Raw genomic sequence first — 22143 nt, 5'->3', positions numbered from 1 at the left:
AGCCCGATCGCCCCAAAGCCCGATCGCCCCAAAGCCCGATCGCCCCAAAGCCCGATCGCCCCAAAGCCCGATCGCCCGATCGACATTATTGACCTAATCTTTGCTATTTTCCTCTCCTGAATTGGGCTGTGAAAATTTAATATCCGCCCAAGATAGCTGTCTGCTTTGATTGCTATTGCTTTCGAGTTCTTCTTTAAGTTTGGCAATATCAACGGTATCATTTTTGGCGGAACTGTTGGTTTGGGCGATCGCATCTTTGAATTGCTGAATTTTTTCCGTCGGATTTGCTTTAATATCTTCCACCGCTTTTTTTAAATTGCGTTGATAGTGCGCGTTGCCAATTGCTTCTTCCTTCGATCGCGAACTGGTTTCAAAGCATTTGTCCAAATCGGCGTAAATGCCTGTACGGCGGGGCTTGGTGTAGTATTGGCGTTCTGTATCAAGGAGTTTTGCCATCAATTCAAGGTGCATTTTGTCCTCGCTGCAAATCTCTTCGATCGCAGTCCATTCATCGCTACCGAGGAGTTTTCTTTCGGCGGCGGGACGGGAATCTTCAAAAGGTTCGCCCGTGACTTCTTCGTAAATCCGGGGTAAAGAGTCGTCGAATTCGTGCTTTTCTTCCAGCCAAATGCGACGGATTTCGCTAAGTTCTTCTGGGGTAATTAAGGTGATGTCGCGCATTTCTAGGGGTGCGGTTTTGCGGATTTGGGTTTGTGCTTCCAAGACTCGTCTCAGCCAGTGTTCTCGCCAGAATTTGGTGTAGGGCCCTGGGATGGGTTCGACGGATGTTGTATCGTCGCCCATGTTGCGTTCAAACAGTTCTACTCTACCGTAAATGCGGCGGAAGTCTCTTTTTGGGCGATCGTCTTTTATATCTAATTCGTTACGAATATCGAGAAGAGGCTGCATCCATTCTTTTTCCTCATCATTTTGAATCATTGCCTCCATAGATTTATCTTGGCTTACCATTGTACATACCCAGCACCCAAAGCGAGAACTGCCGCAGCTAGGGGTAGAAGTATCGACAACTAAAGGACATTCATTGTCTGCTGTTGCACCTCGATACATGGTAAATAAATCTTTGTTGCTATTTTCCCAAGGATTAGGCCACTGATTCAGATAAATCCACACTTCATCAGTTCGCCAATCTTCTATCGGACTATAAATTAGGGAATTAGGCAGACTAGGACTCTGATAAAGCAGAGATTTAATGGAACTAGAATTATTATTTAGACGGTCACTCATGCGACCTATTTCATGTTTCTCCATTGAAACCGCGCGTTTAATACTTTCAGCTTTGCGAGTACCCAATATAAGAATTACTTCTCCATTGATTCTCACCATATCACGAACAAACCGATTAGAAGGAAGGATTTTCAGGCGTTCAGTACACCAGCGAAATCCATGTCTCGGTGCGGGGTAGCCTTTTCCCATCAAGTTTACCCAGAAAGTATCTTTGACATCTGGATAAAGCATATAAGGTTCTATTGGTAGCTGTTGCTCTATAGCAGCAGACTTCATCTGTTTTAATGACTGACGTACCCAAGTAGAAACTATCGGGTTTTCTACAAGTGTATCTGTTGTGATTACATAGATTTTTTTTGTTCTTTTTTCAGGTGGCAATTCTGCTATCGCATACCAGATAAGCTGCACTACGCTAGTGCTGTCTTTTCCGCCGGAATATCCTAAAACCCAAGGTATATCATCTAAGCAATATAACTCTTTAATTTCTTTACTTATTTTTTCGATCTCTTCCACTAACTCACTAACACTACGGGGTGGAAAAAGCGGTATTTGCATTGTTTCTGTCATGTCTTCAACCTCAGTTACTTAATTAAGCTCTAAATACATTCAGCCGATGCCATTCTAGCGATTCAAGTCTTGGTAAATCTTGGTCGGAAGCCGGCAGGAGAATAGTTTCACTATGAAAATCTTTCATACATCTGGCATTGGGGGATTCCTCTTCTAAGTCATCAGCGACGATAATTCTGTAATTATCATCTATAGCAAACCAACCCTGGTCAAAAGCCCAATGATGATTTTTACACAATGATATCCCATTATTAATTTGATTATCATAAAACTTTGAAAACGGCTTAATATGTGAACCATCTACAATAGTTTGAGTGAGATTCCTGATGACTTTTAATCGACAAAATGCACACTTGTAATCATATGTATGTACTACTGCTTTCCTGAAAAAAGCATTTCTAACAGCAGATTTTGTTAAATAAAATTTTGGTTCTCCGTCAGCAATTCCTGCTGAGTCTGATAGTTCTCTTTCTGTCTGAGTAACTTTCTCAAAGTCTTGATTAACTTGCAAAATATCTCCAATATCGTCCCTATTTAATGAAAACCATGTCGCAATCAGTGTATCTATTAATTCCGATCTCGAATTTTGGTCTTGAAGTAAATTGAATAATTCATTATCCCAACTACCGTATTCTACAGCTTCTCTTAGCTTGTTAGTGGTCTTAGGCTTTGAACCATTAAATCCAGACTTTAATGTTTTATGCCAGAAACCATCGCCTTCCAAATGCCAAAATGGATAGTGCAAACCACGATTGTGAGATTCAGAACCTAAGATATCCCAATATTTATTAAAGGTTTTAATTAAGTCGTCTGAAACATAAATTCGATTCTCCCTAATTATTCCTTGAGCAATTAGATCGATGATTGATAATAGTAATATTGGCTTATGATTAGCTTGACCACGTTGGCGTGTATTACTGACATTAAGAGCGGCAAAACGTTGTCGATAATACGCTAAATTCTTATTTTCGGACTTTTCTCCTGTAGTCATTTTCTCCTCCCGCTAGGATTAAATACAATTCGACCTGAAATTTTACACTATTGTCAACAGAGGGTTAAGCGCCCCAAGGCAAAACCATAATGCAGAAACTAGACAATTTAAGCAGTGTCAACCGATTAAAAAGTGATTTTATAGCCTAGACAGGTGATAATTATATCACTGTCCGCGTGCATCTGCGGTTCTCAAATCCATCCCATCCGCAAACTAAATATGTCCTACAGCGACTTCAAAACCATCGACCAAGCCGTCTCAACCCTGGATCTAACCGTTGAAGACATTCCCCACTTATTCAGCCCAATTACCCCCCTCACACCTTCAGAACGCCTCAAACAAACTCTTGACGAAGCTTTAGACTTAGCCTCAAGTATCAGCACGGAAAAAGCTCGCTCGGAATTAATCATCACTCCCATTCTACTCGAAATCCGGCGCACTTTTAATAACAAAATTGGCTACTTTTCCGGCAACACATTTAACGTAGAAGAGAGCAAAGGATTAACCGGGGCTTGTGACTTTCTCCTCAGCGCATCGAGCAATCAATCATTGGTGACTGCCCCAGTCTTGACATTAGTGGAAGCAAAAGACAACGATATTAGAATAGGATTGGGACAGTGTGCGGCTCAGATGGCAGCAGCTCAAATATTTAATGCCCGCAAAGGGCAAGAACAATCCGCAATTTATGGGGCAGTTTCAACTGGTACAAACTGGAAATTCCTAATTCTAGAAAATCAGTTGTTAAAAATTGATTTGACTGAATATTTTATTACTCAGCTAGACCAAATTTTGGGCATTCTTGCAGAACCGTTTCGACGCTATTTTAATTAAACTCACAGCTAGTTTTTAGTGTGGCACGGGCGTCCCGCCTGTGGTACACCTGCGGTTTCCAAACCCAACCGCTTTTTCAAATAATCAGTCATCCAACTAACACTCGCCCTCGACTTAGAAATCCCCCCTTTCAACAAAATCCCATTCTCCCAATCAGGATTAGAAATCGACCAATCAACCTGCTGCAAAAGGCTCAAACGTTCCTCCCAACTCTCAGGAAAAACCGACAGCAAAGCCGCCCCAACTTCCCCCAAACTCTCAAGCACAACACTCTGACAGTGTACACAATCCCGGCGCATTTCCCCCGCCGCAACTTGCTTGTGCAGAACTAATTGCCAATCTGGAATAAAACTGCAAACCGCATTCCAATAACTAACCGCCAGTTGTATTTTTTGAGCAAGTTCTTCCTCTTTCTGTTCTTTTTTGGTGCGAGAACCAGAGGGTTTTGCCTGTTCGCTGCCGTGAATATTAGACAGCAAAGCCATGATAGCACGATCGATCGCACTCAGCGTAAACAATTTGTGCGATCGCCCGTTCAAACTCCCCTTCTCCATCTCAGTCAAACACCGGAAAACCTCAACCTGCTTAACAACAGCCTTCACCACAAAAGCGCGATCGTCCCGGTGGTTGTAAAGTAGACTGAGTGACGCCTCCAAAGGAACTTGAAAACCGTTCAAATCAGCAAACATCTGCTGCGATTTTTCCAATCCAATATCGAGAAACAAAATCAGCGCCACCGTCTCATATCCCAACTGCGGATTTTCCCTCAAAGCCATCTCAAAAGCCGCCCGGCGATGCTGTCCGTCATTAATAGTAAACTTAGCATCCATCGGCACTCGCAAGCGACCAATTTTCCGTTCTTCGGCCTCATTTCCCACTGCTTCAAAAGTAATATCCGCATCAATCGAAGCAGCAATTGCCCCACAAGTATAATTTGTAGGATTCTTAACAAAATACTCAGCAATTTCGGGAATCCTAGCTTTGTTAAGCGCGCGTTTCGCCCGCAGAGACGGCGGCAAATCTTCAGATTCAAAGGGAAACAATTTCGGCAAAAAACGCACCGGACACATCGACACGTAATATTCGCGGCCCGCTTGAATGCCCCGAATTACCGGCAAAATGTATTCAAAAGAAGGAGTAGACATATTTTTTTGTTGGTTGCAGGTGCGAAGTATGAAGAAATCAGGGGCAAGTGCCATCGTCAATTCACTCGCTTCCCCGATATTCCGCCGGGGGTTGAAACCCCCGTCTCATAGCGAAAGTCGGTTAAAACCGACTAAACATAAACCTCGAAATTGATCCATATTCAGTCCTCTTCAGAGGACTTTCGCTATGAGACAGGGGTTTCAACCCCTGGCGGGCCCCGATGGTGGCGCGTGAGACCCCTGTCGGGCCCGGATGGTGGCGGGTTTTCAACCCCTGGCGGGCCCCGATGGTGGCGCGTGAGACCCAGACGCATCTGCATCAAGCCCGATCGCCCCTAAGCTATTGACAAATGAAACATTCAATGATATACGAAGTGGAACTTAATTAGTAGTTTAAGTATTTCACAATAATTTTTTAAAAACAAGAGTTGACATAGAATTTAACCCATGATATTTTTGAAAAAATAGCCTAATTATATAAAAACCGCCAATGACTACCCACCCAGCGGATGACCTCGCTATAAAAATTTTAGAAAAAGAAAATAGCGACAGACAGGAAATCGCACTTTTATTAGATAATTATTTAGGAAAGGACGATCGCATTTTCGTCCAAAAAACCCAGATGGGAAACAGCGAAGCATACATCGGTTCAGTCACCCTAGAATGGTTAGACTCTCGCGTCCGTTTCGCCTCGCAAATGCCGCTTTTCCGCCAAAAATTCGACCTCCAAACTAACAACATCGTCCGCGACGACGAAACCATTGACGAAATTATCCAGCGTCCCTTAGATTGGTCGCGCCAAGCCACCCTCACTCAATATTTAGCAGCCCGAAAATCGCACAAATTCCCCGCAGTTTTAGTAGTCGTCAGTCCCCCGTGGGTAGACAATCCTCTAGCCGAGGAATGGGATAAGAATGGCGTAGCAACTAAATCCGCGACTGAATTTACATCCTTTGATAAAAACGAGAACTTAGGGCTTTTGAATGTCTCTCAAAAAGTCTCAATTTTTGCCTTAGACGGCCAGCATCGGCTGATGGGAGTTCAAGGTTTAATGAGTTTAATTAAAACCGGAATCCTGCAAAGATACAACAAAAATAAAAAACCAGTCGGCGCTGCAATTACTCTGGAAGATTTAGCAGAAGAGTATCAAATCGACCCCGAAACAGTGTATAAATTAGCTCACGAAAAAATCGGAATAGAGTTTATTCCGGCGGCGGTAGCGGGGGAAACGCGACAGCAAGCACAACGGCGCGTGCGATCGATCTTTGTGCACGTTAACCTAATGGCCGTAACGCTGAGTCAGGGACAGCTAGCATTATTGAACGAGGATAACGGATTTGCGATCGCCGCCCGAAAAATTGCCGTCACCCATCCCTTATTAAAAGAACAAGATGACAGAAACCCCCGCGTCAATTGGGACAGCGCCACAGTCGCAGCAAAATCAACTGTCTTAACCACATTGCAAGCGCTGCAAGATATGTCCGAACGGTATTTAGAATACAAATTTCCTCATTGGAAGCCGGAACGAAAAGGTTTAATTCCCATGCGTCCCGAAGATGAAGAACTAAAAGAGGGAATTGAAGAGTTTAAAAAATTGTTCGATCATTTAGCAACTTTACCCAGCTATCAAAGAATTGAAAGCGGCGAAGAAACGGCAGAATTGCGCCGATTTAGTTTTGAAAAGCCAGGGGGCGAGGGAAATATTTTGTTCCGTCCAGTCGGTCAAATTGCTTTAGCTAATGCTTTGGGAATTCTAGTATTTAGAAAGAAACTTTCCCTGAAATCTATTTTCGACAAACTCCGCAGATTCGATGTCGATGAAGGATTTAGCCACATGGACAATCCTGAGTCTGCGTGGTACGGGATTTTGTACGATCCGAACAAAAAGCGAATGCTAGTTTCTGGAAAGGATTTAGCGACGAAGTTAATTGTATATTTGGTGGGGGGAATTCAGGACGATATGGAGCGAGCTCATTTGCGGCAAGCGGTAGCGGAAGCGAGGACTTTTGAGGATAAAGCTATTAGTTTTAACGGCAGGTTTGTGCAGCCGCAAGAGGTAGGATTGCCACCAGTGCTTAGCTAAGTTTTTATTATATCCGAGTTTACAACTCGTTTATTCTTTAGTCCGCGAAGGCGGACTTCGTTCGTGTAGAAGCGGTTTCAACCGCCGAATCTTTTGAGGGTAAGGCTACTTTACCGTCTTCTACTTCCTGAAGCGCAATCCGAAGACTGTTGAGGATATCTTCTTTAGATAGCTCTTCTTCGTCTTCTTGAAACAGTTGGCGCAGCGATTCTAAAATCAGGGTTTCAATGGGCAGGTTGAGTTGGCTAGCTTTCTCAAGAAGTTGCTGTTCTAGGCGATCGGTAATGGTGAGGTTAATTTGCATGGGTGTGCCTATCAATTTTATTAGATTGCTAACTATTGCGATTTCTTGTCGCTTCTAACTTGCGGCGAATTGCGGCTTGAACTTTCTCATCAAAATCTGGATCGCCGGGACTTGCAATAATCCTCAGCGGATGCTGATTGATTCTGTCTAAGTACGCCTGAAAAGCGGCTCGATTTCCACGATGTTTAAGAAAATACTGTTTCAATTCAGTATTCGACATAGCGTTATAGTTAACTTGGCTCATCAGCAAACTCCCCATTGGGTAAAATTTGGAACTCAAGCTCTTCATCGTACCCAGCCAATATGTATACGTTACGAGTGCGATCGTCAACACAAATCAGATGTATAGCAATCCTAAATGATTCGTGTAATTCTTGGAGGGGCAATCCCCCCGTGGTTGCCCCGATAGATAGGGGGTAGGCACGGGGAGTAGGGGTAGCACTACCCCTACATATTTTTACAAATGATTTAGGATTGCTATATAGGCTGAAGCATCGTGTATGTCAGTTGATAACTGATGCGATATAAACTCTCTAGCTGGGCAGCCGTAGGCATTTCTCAATCACTCAACCTAATACTTATTTTAACATATAGCTCAAGGAAAGTTGTATATTTATATTATCACTTTTAGCAACTTTTGTCTATAAAACACTACTACCGCTAGATACTGTACCCAAGTTTACCTCTCAATTTATATACATTATACCGCTTTATTTCAACAAAATAAGTTCGGCTGCTACAGGCAAATGATCGGACTCGGTTGCCTCCAAAACCGAACTCGATTTAGCACCCCACTGCTTTGAATACCAAATATAATCAATCCGGCAAACGGGATAATTTAATCTCCAATTCGACCTTTTTACCAAGAACTTAAGTTCCCAACCGTGAGGCCAGGTAAAACCAAACCCAAATCCCGATTTTCGGAAAGCATCTTGCAAGACTTTCTGCACGCTGTCATAGTCTTGAGTTTCATCTGTCATATTAAAATCGCCCGCGACGATTACTGGCAGAGTTTCTCGCTCAACTCGCTGCACTAAGTCTTGAATTTCAGGCGCTCGTTTGCCATATGTGTAAACTGGAATTTGGAGAAAACGCCCGATTCTATATCTCTTAAACCACGGCCCGGTAGCTTGCATATTGTAAATCACTACTTCTTGTTCGTTAAATTTAATAATTGCCCGTTGCTGCGTTTCTCGATGGCCGGCTAAGTGCAGTATTTCGCTGGATACAATCGGATATTTACTGAGAATTCCTACAGGGGGAGTGCCAATTTGATACGGGTAGTCTGCTTTTAACCAGGTGAAAGCTCTTTCGGTATGTTTACTAACGATTTCTTGTAAAAATATAATATCGGGTTTTTGCTTCTGAATCAGTTTAAGTAAACTTGGCGACTGAGTTTTATACCAACGGACGTTATGGGATAAAATTTTGATGCTGGGCTGCGAATTTGTGATGTTTATTGGTGTGGGAGAAAAGTATTTAATGTGCAGCCAACTTATTAGGAGAATGCAGGCGATCGCCGAAATAATAGTGAACCATCTTTTTTTGATAATTGACACTCCGATGATGGGAAGCAAGAAAGTTGGGAATAAGATTAAGGGGCTAAAAGTGCTAATTAAGGCAATAATCCACAGTCGCTCCCAAAAAATTAATTTGAGAATGAAATAGCAGATAATGAATCCTGAGTAGCTGTAAGCGAAAATTTTTGCAAATTCCTTGAGTCCTTTCTTTACGATCTCTGCTAGTACATACTTCATTGGGAACCTATTAAAATAAGAACTTGCTTAAATCGAATTCTTCATTTGACCGATGTTGGTTGTCTCTTTCAGAAATCAAAACTAACAACAGGCGATCGGTATAATCCGCCGCACCTCGCAACTCTTCGCGCAAAATTTCCAGTCCCCCATTAGCATATTCTTCAAAAATTTGCAAGCGTTCTGCTTCCAATTGTTCGTCGAGATGGGAGAGAATTTGAGGATTTTTGGTTTCGGCGATCGCAATTAATTTAATCGCCATATCGTAACCCCTGGATACAAAAATATCAACATCGATCGCACCCGGTTCTCGTTTAGAAATTTCCCCCAAAGGCGATCGTTTTTTCCGCTGTTTTCCCAAGGATGCGGCGAAGGCGATGACATCGGCGTAAGTCTGGAAAGGGCCAGTGTGGTTATCCGATAAAGTTAATGATTTGACTAACTCGGCTTTATCTTTAGCAATTCTAATTTTGTTAGCAGCCATTGCCATAATATCTAGTTTCTAACTATTATAAATCTCGCAAATATCCAACAGTCCGCACAGGCGCACTTCACCATGTCCGCAACAACATAATTTTTTGTGCAAAACCTCCTCTTGCTTCGCGCCGCTTCATTTGTTCCGCCAAAAGTCGATCGCCCGAAATGCCAAAACTCGCCATCACCGCATCTATCACCTCATACAAATCCGCCAATTCCGCCACCAAATTTTCCTCATCAGCCTCCGCCGCTTCCCCCGCTTCTTCAATCAATTTCTGCAGCAAAGCTTGACGGTATTCTGCGTCGGACAAAATTACAAACTCGCATTCATTCCCGCTTTGGCGAATAATTTCAGGAATGCGATCGCGCACCAACTTATGATACTGTTTTTCCACGTCCAACTCCCTTCAACCTTGACTAAAAGTTTGAATCAACCAGCGATTAATTTCCCCATCATCTTGCGTTTGACTCCGATTCAAAGCTTCCTCAACTAACCGGATTTCCAGCCCCGGTAAAACCCGCGACTCTTGAATTCTCCCGCTACCTCCGCCATTAATCGCAAACGCAAAAACCTCCCGCGTGTTTGCACGTTCAACCCAATATTCACTTATTCCTGCGTCTTCGTAAAGCAACCGCTTGCCGCCTAAATCATCATTAAAAGAAGACGCCCCAATTTCCACTATCAAATTAGGCGGATCGTATTGATTTAAATCAACAGCAGAATTGCTATCATCAGGAGGCACTCTTAAATCTGAACCAATGTAGTAAGCTAAATCAGGTTGAAACTCGCCAATACCTGCTTTACGAAAACTGGTATTAGTAAACTGAACTATTCGGATATTTCTCAATGTTGCAAACAGAATAACTACACAGGCCCTAATTGAATTTTGACGCCCGTGCAATGGCCCTACTGGTGACATTTCTACCCTCATGTGTTCTTGATAGTAATAAAACTTGCCCTTTTCCCATGCTGAATCCTCAGCAAAATTCAGAAACTCTTCCCACGTCGCCTTCACCCAAATATCCGTTTCCAAAACCTGCGTAATTGCCGAATTAGAAGTCATACTCCACCTCTACAATTTCTGTATATTCAAATTCATTTGGACTGCGCTTAACTAAAGGATAGCGCGTCCCGCCAAGTTCGATCGCATCTTCTTCACAATCAGCTTTCGGAGAATTGTACACCAGCACGTATTCCCTGCCAATGGAACTTTCCATCTCTTGAGCAACTTCTCCGCGCCACTGAGTTTTCGTTACCAAAACTACCAATTGATTCGCCAACTTCGGCAGCTTATTCGCGATTTGCTTGCGATAAATCTCGTCCAAACTGCCAAAGGGAGAATCCATCACAATTGGAAACGTACTGCTATCCGGGCCCATCAAAGTATTCTTTTGACTCCACTCCCGCACGCCCTCAATAATCCCGCCGATAAACGATAAACTGAGAATTTGATTTTCTCCTGTAGAAGCGGCAACCAAAGATTCTTTTCCCGACGTATTTTCTACTAGCGTCAGTTCGTATTTATCGCTCAACTTGGGGATGTAAGGAGTAAAAGAGATTTGACTAAAAATATCTTGCACCCGCTTTTCCAACTGAGAAGAAAACTGTTTTTCTAAGCGCGATCGCACTTCAGTTAGGCGCTCGATCGCATCCTGAGTCGCAGCAATCCGGCGCTGGGCTAATACTTGCCTTTGCTCATTCAGTTGCTGCTTATCGATTTGCTTGTCCAGATTGGCGATCGACGCATTCAAACTCTCAATCTGCTGCTGATTAGAGCCTGTTTCCCGGTGCAAATCGCCAATTTTTGCCTCAATTTCATCCAAGCGCTTTTGCAAGCGGCTGACATCCTCGTCAGGAAAATTTCGCAGCTTGTTGTGAATATCGTCTAGCTGATTTTCCACCCGAGAAAGTTCGGTTCTGTCGCGACTGATATTGCCTTGGTGTCGGTCAATTTCCTCCCAAAAATCAGCCACTTGTTTATCAATTTCATTTACCCGATCGCTAATCCGAATAGTTGTTTCTTCCACATCGCCAACACCAGCCTTATCCATCCAACCGCTAACCTGTTGGTGAGACTCCGAACCCTCCACTAATTCCGCACCGCAGATACACCGCTGCTGCGCTAATAACTCTTCCAAAAAAGGCCGCTGAATCCCCGAAAGCAACGAGCCACATTCCCGCAAACCTCCTACTATTACTTCAAATTCAGCCGCTGCCTCTGACAGAAATACCCCATAACCCCGCATAGAGATTGAGCGTTTTAGAGCCTCTGTAGCTTGGGAGATTTGTTGCTTAAATAAACTTTTCTGGATTTCCAATTCGTCTCGCAACTTTTGTAAATCGGCCGCACCGCTAAGTTCCAGCAAATTACCATTAACTGCTTTTTTTAACTCTCCTTGGTTCGCCAATTCCCGCTCGATTTCTACTTGTCGGCTCGAAAGTTGCTCAGCTTCTTGCTCAAATTTTTGCTTATCTTTTAAAAGTTTCTTCGTTTCAGCATTGCCAATTATATTTAAATCTGTCTCTAGAGATTTTTTTGCTTCTCCTAAATGCCGAATCGATCGATTCAACACTTCCACCCCCAGCAACTCCTTAGTAGCTTCCGCAATTTCTGCCTTCTTGTCATAGCGGACAATTTGCTCGATTCGCTCCCCGTCAAAAAAGAAATATTTATGTAAACTTTCCGGCAAAATCCGCCCGATAATATCATCGGGATGCTGATCCGGCTTCAGCCAGAGACCGTTATCTTTGGCTACATTCAGAAACAATTCAGCCTTGCCATGTTCTACAGTGTTTTCACTTTTATAAGCACGACAAATTCGTCTTGCTTGGTAGCGTGTGCTGTCGTGTTCAAACACAATTTCCGCCCAACAACCTACGGCTTTTCCCATTTCCGCCTCAGCCAGAGCGCGCTTGTTTACTAATTGTTCTTCCGCCGCAAAAGCCGCGCTAAATCTCCCGTAAAGTACCCACGTAAAGGCATTCATCAAGGCAGTTTTTCCGGCGCCGTTATTACCGTGAATTACTGTAATATTTTCCCTGCCCCAAGCTAGTTTTATTTCGGGGCTTTTGCCGTAAAATTGACGAAAGTTGCATAGAGTAATTGAGATTAACTTCATACAATTGCTTCCTTAATGATTTTTAAAATGTCATCGTTAATGTGGCGGGGAGCTCTCATGTACAGTTTATCTTTTTCAATTTCCAATACCCGCTCAATAATTTGTCGGACTTCCGGCGGCGCGCTAGTAATAGGTTCCTGTACGTCGCTGAATTCCTTATGAGTTTGATAAGAAGAACGCTTTTCTGCTAAAATGCTTGTCGGTAAGGCTGCGATCGCACTATCTTCATATCTAAATGCCATAATCAGATTTTCATGCAGATTTTCAGTCATTTTTTTTTCAAATATTAAAAACTAGCAACTCAAACTACGCTCAACTAATTCTCTATTCTTAAACATAAACCGAACCTTAATAAATGTCAAATGTCTAATAGCCCGTAACGCTTCTGAAGTTGCAGCAATTTCACTCTAGCTTCCCCAGCATTGTCGGCTAAATCGGCAAATTCCAAGAACCGCTTCAACTCTTTTCGCAGCAAATTGCGCTCGACTTCTAAGGTTTCGCGACCCAAATCTGGAGGCAAAACTATCATGTCAAATAAAGTTGCTCTTTCCTTCCCCGGATGCGGCCGCAAAATGCGTCCTCGGCGCTGAATAAACTGGCGCGGATTGCTGCTGCTTGCTAAAATTACAGCATTGCGAATTGCTGGAATATCCACGCCTTCATCCAAACAGCGAATCGCGACTAAACCTTGCAATTCTCCACTCTCAAATTGCTGACGCAATCGTTCTCTTTCTGCTAAAGGAGTTGCCGCAGTATAAGTGTTAACTCGGTAGCCTAATTCCGAACCCAATAACTTCGCGGTTTCTGTTAGTTGGCGGTTGTTATTTCGGCGCGCACTTCCTTCGATCGCACCATCGCCGCAGTAAAATAAAGTATGGGCGGTGTCGAGACGGTGAATCATTAATTCTCGCAAAGCTACTAATTTATTAGCCGCAGCCCCAATTAACCGAGCTCGCTGCATTAATAAAGTTGTTAAAGCATCATTTTCTTCTACTTTTTCATCGCCCCAAAGCGCCCAGCCAATTTTTTGAGTTAAGCGGGAATACTTGCGGGTTTCTGCTTCTGTCAATTCTACTAAAATTGGATAGTATAAATAATGTACTAAGGCTTTTTGGCGGATGGCGTCGGCTAAGGTAAGTTCCGGCTGCAAAACCGGGCCAAAATAATCTAAAATAGCTTCGGTTCCTTGTTCGTCGAAATGCCTTTCTGGGGTGGCGGAAAGGGCGAGTCGCAGTCCAATATTGCGCGGCAAACTTTCTCCTAAACGGGGCGCGCCTAAGTTGTGAACTTCGTCTCCAATAATCAGGGTTTTTTCTGGAAAATAGCGCAGTTGCGATCGCAAACTATCTCCCATTAAGGTAGCATTAGTAGTGATGATTGTGAGAAATGCTCTATCCCCCGATCGCACTTCATACAAACCCGCAGCCAGCTTATTTTGCCAACTGCGGGCGCTATCAAAAGCCAAAATAGGTTTTAAACCAAATTTCTCCGATTCGCGCGCCCACTGATTCACCAGGTGGCAGTAAGGGCAAATTACGAGCAGGACTTGCAGGTTAATTTTATTGTATAATTCAGTGGCGATCGCCAGTGCAGTAATCGTCTTGCCACTACCCGTCGCCATCTTCAGCGTACCGCGTCCCTGATTCGCAAACCAATTAGCAACCGCCACTCGCTGGTACTGTCGCAATTGCAGCGATGGCGGCATCTTCGGAAACCCAAATTGCGAATTATTAGCCGTTGAGCGATTCACCTTTAAATGCCGTTAGATGCAAAATTACCCTGACTCAACTGTAACTCATTTCTAATTAAAACTTAACAACTCAAACAAATTTGTCGCCGACAATTGCAAATCCGACAGCACATCCAGTACAGGTAAAATATCTTCATTCTCTTTAATCTCAGGTTCCTGCTGCGGTTTAAAAACAATTACCAATTCTTCTTCCGGGTCAATCAGCCAACCTAATTTAGTAGGATTCTTGAGGCAAAACAGAATCTTCTTAATCACGCGAGTTGAACTTTGATCCGGCGATAAAATCTCAATTATCCAATCTGGAGCAATTTCAAACCTATTTTCAATTTCTCCCTGAGAATTTAGAGGAATGCGCGACCACTCAAATACTGCTAAATCTGGAACAACAGCACATCCCCCAAAACAGCAGCGCAATTGGGGAAAAGCAAAAGCTAACTTTTGCGGTTTGCCAACTTGATTAATAGCGGATGAAAATTTGATTTGTAACGTGCTGTGTTTTCCTTGGGGCATAGCTTTTTGATAAATTTGACCGTCAACATACTCGCTAGCCGGCTTAGTCTCTGGCAATAGCAGAAACTCTTCCAGAGAAATCTTTGACGGAGACTGAATTGACGTTACCATAAGCCATTAACCCCTCAACAACTCCACTGCCGTCTTAAAAATTAATATCGCTGTCAGTTTCCCAATCAGCACAACTCTCCGATTCCACACCAGTAGGGTGCATCGCACAAACCAACAAATTTCCCCCGTAAACTTGACCGTGATAGTTGCGACAACCGCGACAAGCTGGCTGCTGCGTCGGCGAAGGGTCTACATAAGTAACCATCGACAAATCTATCTCATCAAATTGCGGGTCGAAGTCGCGGTAAATTTCAATTATCGGTTCGATAAATTCATTAAATAAACCGTCAAATTCATTGAAATAACCGTCAATGTCGTTAATCAGATTATTTTGTACTTGTTCAGTAAACTCTTCCGACATTTTTGCCAAAACGTCCAGCATTTCGACAAACTCTTCGCCCATTTCGCTGAAAAACTGCTCTACTTCAGAAACAGCATTTTCCATTACTCCCAAAAAATCTTTAGACCAATCTTCCATGTATTTGACAGTTGGCTATTACAAAATATTTTACAGACAGGTGCAGCCAGCCTCATGCGAAGCGATCGCACCTACTTTCAATTCTATTACCTATTGCCTGATATCCGTCCACATCTGACAGGGGAAATATTCAAAAAGGGAACTCAAGATTATTATCCTGAGTTCCCTTCCTGCTTTACTGAGCGAGCTTTTTCCTGCTTAATCCCGCTTCAGCCGCCGCAATTCCTCTTGTAAATTCTGCACCTGTTCGCGGAGCTTGTCTACGCCGCCTGTCTCTTTAGCATCTTTTGCCGAGACATCTTCTTCCTCAGAAACAATTTCAATCCGCCGAGGTTCAGCGGGTTTTTCGTTCCCAGCCGAGGCTACGGGGGGCTGCTGCTGAGCCTGTTGCACCATGTCATCAACAAAGCGGCGAGCTTCTTCCGTTGACATCTCGCCACGCTTGACTAATTCGTCTGCCAGCTTTTGGGCTTCAGTGCGTAATTCAGTTAACTTGCTGCCAGCTTTTTCACCAGCGTAGGAAGCTAGCCCAACACCAAGGTAAACTGCTTTTTGTAAAATATCTCCGAAACCAGGCATAGGAGCTACACCTCATAAAACTGGGTGAACCGGAGACCACGCCTATTACAAGCATCCCGTGTTGCTGCTACCTTCCGGTCCTGACAAGATTTGGGCGTTGGAATCGCGTGGGTCCAGTTCATTTATGAGTATAACACAGTTATTTATTCTTCAACCACACACCAGTGATAAATTTCATAAATAACGCAACCGTTCTTCACCAGCGGGTCTTCAGCGACGATCGCCTTCGCCTCATCCATCGAACCCGCCTCAAACATCAACATACCGCCGCCCCGCCGCCCCCAGTAGCCAGTTTTCGCTCGGTGTCCTTTAGAAATCAACTCTCGGACATAAGCTCTGTGAGCTGGCACGTATTGGTCAAAGACAGGCTTTTCGACAATTCCTTGCTCAATTTTGACAAACCAAGGCATTTTAAATTTTAGATTTTAGATTTTGGATTTTGGATTGTAGATTGGGAATGGAGTTTTTGGTACAAGCCTTGAGTAAATACTCGATTTTCCATACTCCGCCATTTCTTCCTCACTGCGATCGTATCCTATGAACCAGTCAAAACAGCGATTTTTTATTGCCCTAGTGCCGCCTCCCGATATTGAACAGCACATTACTGAGATTCAACAGTATTTTGCGGAACATTACAACAGCCGCGGTGCTTTGAATTCGCCGCCGCACATCACGCTGCAACCTCCTTTTCACTCGTTAGCGGAGGATGTTCCCAAATTAGAGGAAAGTTTGAACCAGTTTTCTGCAAATCGGCCGCCCATTCCCGTTACTCTATCCGGTTTTGCTGCTTTCGCGCCCCGCGTCATTTACGTTGATGTTGTCAAATCGCCCGAATTGCTGGAAATTAACAAAAATTTGATGAGTTATTTGGAGGCAAATTTGGGAATTGTCGATCGAGTTTCTCAAAGTCGCCCATTTGTACCGCACATGACAGTAGCGTTTCGCGATTTAACTAAAGAGAATTTTCAAACGGCTTGGTTGGAATTTGCAGGGCGATCGCTCCACTTTGAGTTTACCGCTTCGGCGTTAACTTTACTGCTTCACGACGGCAGTCGGTGGAACATCAGCCACCAATTCCCGCTTTCAGCCTAAACTCTCTCCCTTCTCTTTCTTCGCGTCCTTCGCGTCTTCGCGGTTCGTTTTTTCCAAAAAATCTTATTAGCAAATCATAATTAATCAACACTTCGGACAGTTTCAGGGCTGACTCGCGGGGGGCGAGAAACCCGGTTTCTACGAGTTTTGCGCCGAGGAACGAGAAATATTCGTAGAAACCGGGTTTCTGAAGTCGCAAGTGCGTCCACAAACCTGATGAGTTTAGTCCTCATAGCTGGTAAAAGTATAGTCATCTATTACATGACATGGGAGGCCTTCGGTCCCTCCCCCTTCACTTTTACTTTGAGCGGATTGACCCGCATTGGCCCAGCTACGCAGCTCCCTATCCCATTGCTCAATGCTTTTGGGAGTGCTTTTGCCACGATCATGTAATACCCATTCACGGAGCGCATTAATTAACAAACCATCTGCGGTTTTGTACAAACCTCTGTGGATGTGTTTGCCAATCGGCTAGCTGCATGAGTGATAGGTGTGGCCCGTAAATAAAGACCGCGTTGAAAGCGGTTGCTTGGGCAGTCCAAATCCTTCTGTTCAGTCAGCATATACTACTCCTGACTATCTTTGACGAGAAACTTAATGAAGTTTTACAATACCAATTTTTTATGAGGCCCCGTAGAATCTGATCCCCCCTAGCCCCCCTTAATAAGGGGGGGACAAGATTATTCTCAAAGTCCCCCAACAATCAGGGGGATTTAGGGGGATCGAGATATGTGCAACTTCAGATTAAATTGGTATCACTACAAACCTGTTTAAAATTAAAGGCAATCACAACTTACCGATTCATCTTATTCGGAGTTGCAAGTGCCACAGTTCCATAAACCGAAATTCCCGACTCTTCCAATATTTGAATTGCCGACTTAACCGTAGTACCGCTAGTGTAAATATCATCAACTAACAGCACTCGATCGCGCGGGCGCCGACGACGAAAATCTTTCCCCAAACCTAAAGCATTTTTCATTTCCGCTTGTCGCTGCTGTGGCGTCAGAGCGAATAAAGCCTGAGTATTTTTCACCCGCTCCAAACCGTGCCGCTGCAAAGGCAAACCAGTCAGCTCACAAAAACTTTCAGCCAAAAGTTCCGCCTGGTTAAAACCGCGCTCCTTGAGCTTTTCTTTGTGCAGGGGAATCGGTACAACTGTTAAATTGTCTATAGCTAATTCAGGAAAACTCAGCCAAGCTTCCGCCAGCCAGCCGCCTAGAGGTTTCGCTAATTGCGGATTGTCGTCATATTTCAAAGCTGCGATCGCCCGTTTGAGAGCCCCGCCATACTCACCCCACACAAAAACACGCTGCTCTGAATGCCAAAATCGACCGGGATCGCTTAACTGACATCGCTGAAGTTGCTTGTGACAGTACGGACACAACTCTCCGGCGGCCGGTCGCTGACAAAGAGGACAGTTAGACTTAAGAAATAGATTGAGAAAAGATTTGACTAATCCCGTCCATTTTCGCTTGTTCATCCTAAAATTATCGTAAGTGATTAATGGGAAAAACTTTCAACTTCAATCAGTTTCCACCGACAGGCTCGCAGCGTGAAAAACCTCTACTGGTTAGACAAAATTCAACCTTCAGACCGAGATGCAGTGGGAGAAAAAGCATTTTACTTGAGCTGTTTGCTCCAGAAAAATCATCCCGTTGTACCGGGTTTTGTCGTGCCGGCTACAACATTCTGGCAGTTTTTAGAGTCGATCGAGTGCCTAGAACCGCTGTTTGCTGACTGGCCACACTCTTCCCTGCACTTGAATGTCGATGAACCCAGACAACTGCAATCGATCTCCCGCAGCATCCGCCACCAAATCCTCGCCGGCAAACTGCCCGATTCACTGCTCTCCACCCTAGAGTCTGCGGTTTCTCAACTCAACTCACAGTCAAACTTAAACTCCACAGCCTTAATTTTTCGCCCTTCCCTGACTTCCTGGAACCCGAAAACAGTCGGCATTCTGGAATCTCAGGCAGTACGGGCAGAACCCGAAGCCATTGGGGCCGGACTCAAACGAGCTTGGGCAGAAATGTTCAGAGCCCGAAGTCTATTTTACTGGCAGCGGTGCGGCCTGCGGGTACAGCAAATCAATCCTGCAGTTTTGGTGCAGCCACTTCAAGAAGCGATCGCCGCGGGCGAGGTGAAAACACAGGCGGGTGCACAGTGGGAAGTCCAAGCCACCAGCGGTTTGGGATTGTCCCTCGCTAGGGGAGAAACCATCCCCGATTACTATCAAGTGCAGCCGGAAACAAGCGCGGTTAAATTCCAGCGGATCGGTTACAAAACATTAGCCTACAATCTCAAACTCGGCGATGGTGAACCGAAAAAAAAACTGCTGCTGGGCAAGTTTGCTGCTTTCCCAATTCCCGATTCTCCATTTATAATTCCTGACTTTGCTGACTGTTGCGTGCAAGTTTTAGCGCTGGGAGAGGAAGCACAAACAGAATACGTTTTAGAGGAATCGCAACTGCAAGAAATCATTGATTTGAGTAAAAAAGCGATCGCCGAATTTGACTCAGATTTAATTTTGGAGTGGACGCTAAACCAGACAGCAAACAGTGGCGAACCGCAGTTTTATTTCACTCAAGTTCGTCTTGTGAAAGCGGAAAAAGTCGCGCCACTAGAGAAAACTTCGATCGCCCTCCCGCAGCCAAACTCGATCGCGCCAGCCCGAACTCCTGCGATACTTAGAGGTGTGGGAGCAGCATCGGGAAAAGCCGAAGCAATTGCCCAAGTTATGACTAATTCCCACCCAGAAAACGCGGAATTCTTAGCGGGAGGCATTTTGGTAGCCCCGACAATCGATCCGAATTGGCTGCCTTGGCTGAAGGTTGCTGCTGGGGTGGTTGCGGAACAAGGAGGCATGACCTGCCACGGCGCCATTTTAGCGAGAGAATTGGGGATTCCCGCCGTTGTGGGAGTGGCCGGGGCCACTCGGGCGATCGCCTCGGGCGATTCGGTTTTGGTAGACGGCGATAGCGGAGAAGTTTTTGCCCTCACTCAACCGGATGCGATCGAGACAGGAGACAGCCGCCGACTTCGGGACACAGCAAAAAAGGCAGATATATACAGTACAGCAGCAAAAATGTCAATAGCCAAGCACCAATCTTCTACCTCCGATCGATCGTCCAATTGGGCGTCTAAAGCTCGACAATCTGAGTCTACTCAATATGTTTGGGGCCCACCAACGGCGACTCAACTGCTAGTTAATGTCAGCCAAACAAGTTCGATTGACCGCCTCAAAAATCTGCCAATAGACGGCATCGGATTGCTGCGATCGGAATTAATGGCATTAGAAGCTTTGGACTGTCAAAATCCCAAAGTTTGGCTACAAGACGGCCGCCAATCGGAATTTGTCGATCGCATGGCGGATTGCCTCAGCTTGTTTGCTGCTGCCGTTTCGCCGCAGCCAATATTTTATCGATCTCTCGATTTACGCGAGTCAGGCGTCCACGGCAGTTTCAGTTATACCTTTGAACCGGAATTATTTGATTGGGAACTGTGCGTACTTCAAAAAGTCTGCGAGTCAGGTCATACTAATGTTAATTTAATTTTGCCTTTCGTGCGCTCGGTTGAGGAGTTTATCTACTGCCGCCAGCGCTTAGAAACAGTTTGGAAAAACCGCTCGCCCGAATTTCTACTGTGGATTATGGCGGAAGTTCCTTCGGTGTTATTTTTATTACCAGATTACGTAAAAGCCGGAGTTCAAGGAATTTCTATCGGCACTAACGATTTAACCCAATTGCTGTTAGGCATTCACCGCAACTCCGAACAGGTAGCAGGTGCATTCAACGGGCGCGATCGAGCAGTGATGAGGGCGATCGAACAATTAATCAAACAGGCCCGGGCCGCCGGGATTCCTTGCTCAATCTGCGGCGACGCTCCCGCATTGTATCCCGATACAGTTGAATCCTTCGTGCGGTGGGGGATTTCGTCTATTTCGGTCAATGTCGATGCTGTAGAACAAACTAGCAGGGCGATCGTCCGCGCCGAACAGCGCCTGCTGCTAGAAGCCGCTCGATCGATAATTAACAATTAACAACTCCCGGACGCACTTGACCCCAGAAATCCGGTTTCTACTCTCAATCATACCTTTGACAAGCAGCCACCCGCTCAGAAATCGGCTTTCTAGACAACCCGTGCGTCCAGGAATATTAACAACTACAGAAATCCGGTTTCTAATTATATAGCAACCGCCCAGACAGTGAGGACATTTTTAATTGGTGAAGCCCTTGCTTTTATTGCTTTTACTGCTTCTGCCTTCTGCCTTCTGCCTTCTGCCTTCTGCCTTCTGCCTTCTGCCTTCTTTTTCCTTCCGCTATCAAAAGATTTGATTTTAAAGCTAAGATAGAAATATCGCCAACCCTTTACCCGGAGGTAAAAACCGTGAAATCAAAAATTATTGCAACCGCAGCAATACTTGCCGCCCTGGGCTTTCTGCCTCCTCACCCAGCATTATCTCAACCTGCAACTGACGGTGGCAAAAAACCCGGGTTCTGGCAACCTCAAGCGCAGGTTGACAATACTCGCAACATTACCCTAAGACTGTTAAATGAAACTGGATTAAACCTAGAATACGGTCAATCAGATGCCAGCTTGTCATCTTTGCCCGTCGGAACCAGCAAAAACATCATTGTTCGTATCAGCAATCGCACCGGCGATATTGCCAATATTCCGATTAATGCCACAACAGGAACCACAACTTTGAAATACGACTATAACGTTGACTCGCAGACAAACATTGTGACGATTCGCATCACCAGAGCAGACGGCAGCACTAGGCAAGACCGATCAGTTTATATTGATGAAAAAGGGCGAGTTTACTCTTTCTAAGATTAACGCTCATCAACCCGGTTTATTCTAATAAATCTTGGTTTGATCGGCGATGTATCGGAAGCATCCCGGTTTGGTAAAAAGCGTTTTTTTTAGGAGTGCGCTCATCCTGCAAAGCTTTGCCTATATATCTGGCTTGGAACACCCTGCAAAGCTTTGCCTATATATAGCCTTTCGAGCTCTCATATGAGGTACTCAGGGAGCATCTCATATTTGTAAAAATACTTCTTCTGGCTCCTTCCTTCTTCTGGCTCCTTCCTTCTTCCTCTTTCC

23 protein-coding genes and 1 other RNA gene are annotated in these 22143 nt (G+C 44.6%); 5 read left to right on the top strand and 19 right to left on the bottom strand.

All coding sequences use genetic code 11. The annotated features are described in order from the left end of the window. Window positions 1-93 precede the first annotated feature (93 nt). Together dndC and QT990_RS27550 are read right to left on the bottom strand one after the other, a co-directional pair. On the bottom strand, window positions 94-1812 hold the full coding sequence (gene dndC / locus QT990_RS27555) for a DNA phosphorothioation system sulfurtransferase DndC (RefSeq protein ID WP_333144051.1): 1719 nt from the start codon (window positions 1810-1812) through the stop codon (window positions 94-96). A 22-nt stretch (window positions 1813-1834) separates the two neighbouring features. Further along, a complete protein-coding gene (locus tag QT990_RS27550) occupies window positions 1835-2803 on the bottom strand; it encodes an HNH endonuclease (protein WP_333144050.1) in 969 nt (322 codons plus the stop codon). A 219-nt stretch (window positions 2804-3022) separates the two neighbouring features. On the opposite strand from QT990_RS27550, the gene QT990_RS27545 reads away from it, so the two are divergent. After that, window positions 3023-3634 (top strand): hypothetical protein, encoded by a 612-nt coding sequence (locus QT990_RS27545; protein WP_333300812.1) that lies wholly within the window; start codon window positions 3023-3025, stop codon window positions 3632-3634. An 8-nt stretch (window positions 3635-3642) separates the two neighbouring features. On the opposite strand, the gene dndB is transcribed toward QT990_RS27545, so the two are convergent. Then, window positions 3643-4779, bottom strand: a complete 1137-nt coding sequence (gene dndB, locus QT990_RS27540) for a DNA sulfur modification protein DndB (RefSeq protein WP_333144048.1) — start codon at window positions 4777-4779, stop codon at window positions 3643-3645. 490 nt (window positions 4780-5269) lie between these two features. On the opposite strand from dndB, the gene QT990_RS27535 reads away from it, so the two are divergent. Beyond that, window positions 5270-6862, top strand: coding sequence for a DGQHR domain-containing protein (locus QT990_RS27535; RefSeq protein ID WP_333144047.1), 1593 nt, complete (start codon window positions 5270-5272; stop codon window positions 6860-6862). A gap of 37 nt (window positions 6863-6899) precedes the next feature. Here QT990_RS27535 and QT990_RS27530 read toward each other — a convergent pair whose 3' ends face one another. From QT990_RS27530 to QT990_RS27465, 15 genes are all read right to left on the bottom strand, one after another. Beyond that, window positions 6900-7166: a hypothetical protein gene (locus tag QT990_RS27530; protein ID WP_333144046.1), complete on the bottom strand. Its 267-nt coding sequence runs from the start codon at window positions 7164-7166 to the stop codon at window positions 6900-6902. Between the two features lie 28 nt (window positions 7167-7194). Continuing rightward, window positions 7195-7410 (bottom strand): DUF6887 family protein, encoded by a 216-nt coding sequence (locus QT990_RS27525; RefSeq protein WP_333300814.1) that lies wholly within the window; start codon window positions 7408-7410, stop codon window positions 7195-7197. Then, window positions 7397-7552: a DUF6888 family protein gene (locus QT990_RS35905; protein WP_445252063.1), complete on the bottom strand. Its 156-nt coding sequence runs from the start codon at window positions 7550-7552 to the stop codon at window positions 7397-7399. The genes QT990_RS27525 and QT990_RS35905 overlap by 14 nt, the downstream gene beginning before the upstream one ends. A 324-nt stretch (window positions 7553-7876) precedes the next feature. After that, a complete protein-coding gene (locus QT990_RS27520; RefSeq protein WP_333144044.1) occupies window positions 7877-8923 on the bottom strand; it encodes an endonuclease/exonuclease/phosphatase family protein in 1047 nt (348 codons plus the stop codon). 10 nt (window positions 8924-8933) lie between these two features. Then, window positions 8934-9404 carry a DNA phosphorothioation-associated protein 4 gene (locus QT990_RS27515; protein ID WP_333105229.1) on the bottom strand — a complete coding sequence of 157 codons (471 nt, stop codon included), beginning with the start codon at window positions 9402-9404 and terminating at the stop codon, window positions 8934-8936. Window positions 9405-9471: 67 nt separating this feature from the next. Continuing rightward, complete coding sequence (locus tag QT990_RS27510; protein WP_333144043.1) at window positions 9472-9792, bottom strand: nucleoside triphosphate pyrophosphohydrolase; 321 nt, start codon at window positions 9790-9792, stop codon at window positions 9472-9474. Window positions 9793-9804: 12 nt separating this feature from the next. Further along, complete coding sequence (locus QT990_RS27505) at window positions 9805-10461, bottom strand: Uma2 family endonuclease (protein ID WP_333144042.1); 657 nt, start codon at window positions 10459-10461, stop codon at window positions 9805-9807. Further along, a complete protein-coding gene (locus QT990_RS27500; protein WP_333308587.1) occupies window positions 10451-12517 on the bottom strand; it encodes an AAA family ATPase in 2067 nt (688 codons plus the stop codon). Before QT990_RS27500 ends, QT990_RS27505 begins: the two co-directional genes overlap by 11 nt. Then, complete coding sequence (locus QT990_RS27495; RefSeq protein ID WP_333144040.1) at window positions 12514-12789, bottom strand: hypothetical protein; 276 nt, start codon at window positions 12787-12789, stop codon at window positions 12514-12516. Before QT990_RS27495 ends, QT990_RS27500 begins: the two co-directional genes overlap by 4 nt. Window positions 12790-12875: 86 nt before the next feature. Beyond that, window positions 12876-14222, bottom strand: a complete 1347-nt coding sequence (locus QT990_RS27490; RefSeq protein ID WP_333308588.1) for a DNA phosphorothioation system restriction enzyme — start codon at window positions 14220-14222, stop codon at window positions 12876-12878. A 96-nt stretch (window positions 14223-14318) separates the two neighbouring features. Then, the gene (locus QT990_RS27485) at window positions 14319-14888 is read right to left on the bottom strand and encodes a Uma2 family endonuclease (RefSeq protein ID WP_333144039.1); all 570 of its coding nucleotides are present in this window, start codon (window positions 14886-14888) and stop codon (window positions 14319-14321) included. A gap of 34 nt (window positions 14889-14922) precedes the next feature. Then, a complete protein-coding gene (locus QT990_RS27480) occupies window positions 14923-15366 on the bottom strand; it encodes a hypothetical protein (protein WP_333144038.1) in 444 nt (147 codons plus the stop codon). Between the two features lie 198 nt (window positions 15367-15564). Beyond that, a complete protein-coding gene (locus tag QT990_RS27475) occupies window positions 15565-15945 on the bottom strand; it encodes a phasin-related domain-containing protein (RefSeq protein WP_333056143.1) in 381 nt (126 codons plus the stop codon). A gap of 23 nt (window positions 15946-15968) precedes the next feature. Further along, window positions 15969-16065, bottom strand: an RNA gene (ffs, locus tag QT990_RS27470) — signal recognition particle sRNA small type. 23 nt (window positions 16066-16088) lie between these two features. After that, window positions 16089-16355: a YciI family protein gene (locus tag QT990_RS27465; RefSeq protein WP_333077099.1), complete on the bottom strand. Its 267-nt coding sequence runs from the start codon at window positions 16353-16355 to the stop codon at window positions 16089-16091. Window positions 16356-16482: 127 nt separating this feature from the next. Here QT990_RS27465 and QT990_RS27460 point away from each other — a divergent pair, with 127 nt between their 5' ends. Further along, on the top strand, window positions 16483-17037 hold the full coding sequence (locus QT990_RS27460) for a 2'-5' RNA ligase family protein (RefSeq protein WP_333144037.1): 555 nt from the start codon (window positions 16483-16485) through the stop codon (window positions 17035-17037). A 793-nt stretch (window positions 17038-17830) separates the two neighbouring features. Here the strand turns inward: QT990_RS27460 and QT990_RS27455 are convergent. Continuing rightward, window positions 17831-18517 (bottom strand): ComF family protein, encoded by a 687-nt coding sequence (locus tag QT990_RS27455; RefSeq protein WP_333466002.1) that lies wholly within the window; start codon window positions 18515-18517, stop codon window positions 17831-17833. Between the two features lie 72 nt (window positions 18518-18589). Here QT990_RS27455 and QT990_RS27450 point away from each other — a divergent pair, with 72 nt between their 5' ends. Continuing rightward, window positions 18590-21076, top strand: coding sequence for a putative PEP-binding protein (locus tag QT990_RS27450; protein WP_333466001.1), 2487 nt, complete (start codon window positions 18590-18592; stop codon window positions 21074-21076). A gap of 347 nt (window positions 21077-21423) precedes the next feature. After that, window positions 21424-21870 (top strand): hypothetical protein, encoded by a 447-nt coding sequence (locus QT990_RS27445; protein ID WP_333144034.1) that lies wholly within the window; start codon window positions 21424-21426, stop codon window positions 21868-21870. Window positions 21871-22143: the final 273 nt, after the last annotated feature.

Origin of the sequence: Microcoleus sp. T3_B1, assembly GCF_036700445.1 — a bacterium.
Taxonomy (GTDB): domain Bacteria; phylum Cyanobacteriota; class Cyanobacteriia; order Cyanobacteriales; family Microcoleaceae; genus Microcoleus.
Note: the sequence above shows the minus strand (reverse complement) of the source record. Positions and strands in the feature narration are given on the sequence as shown.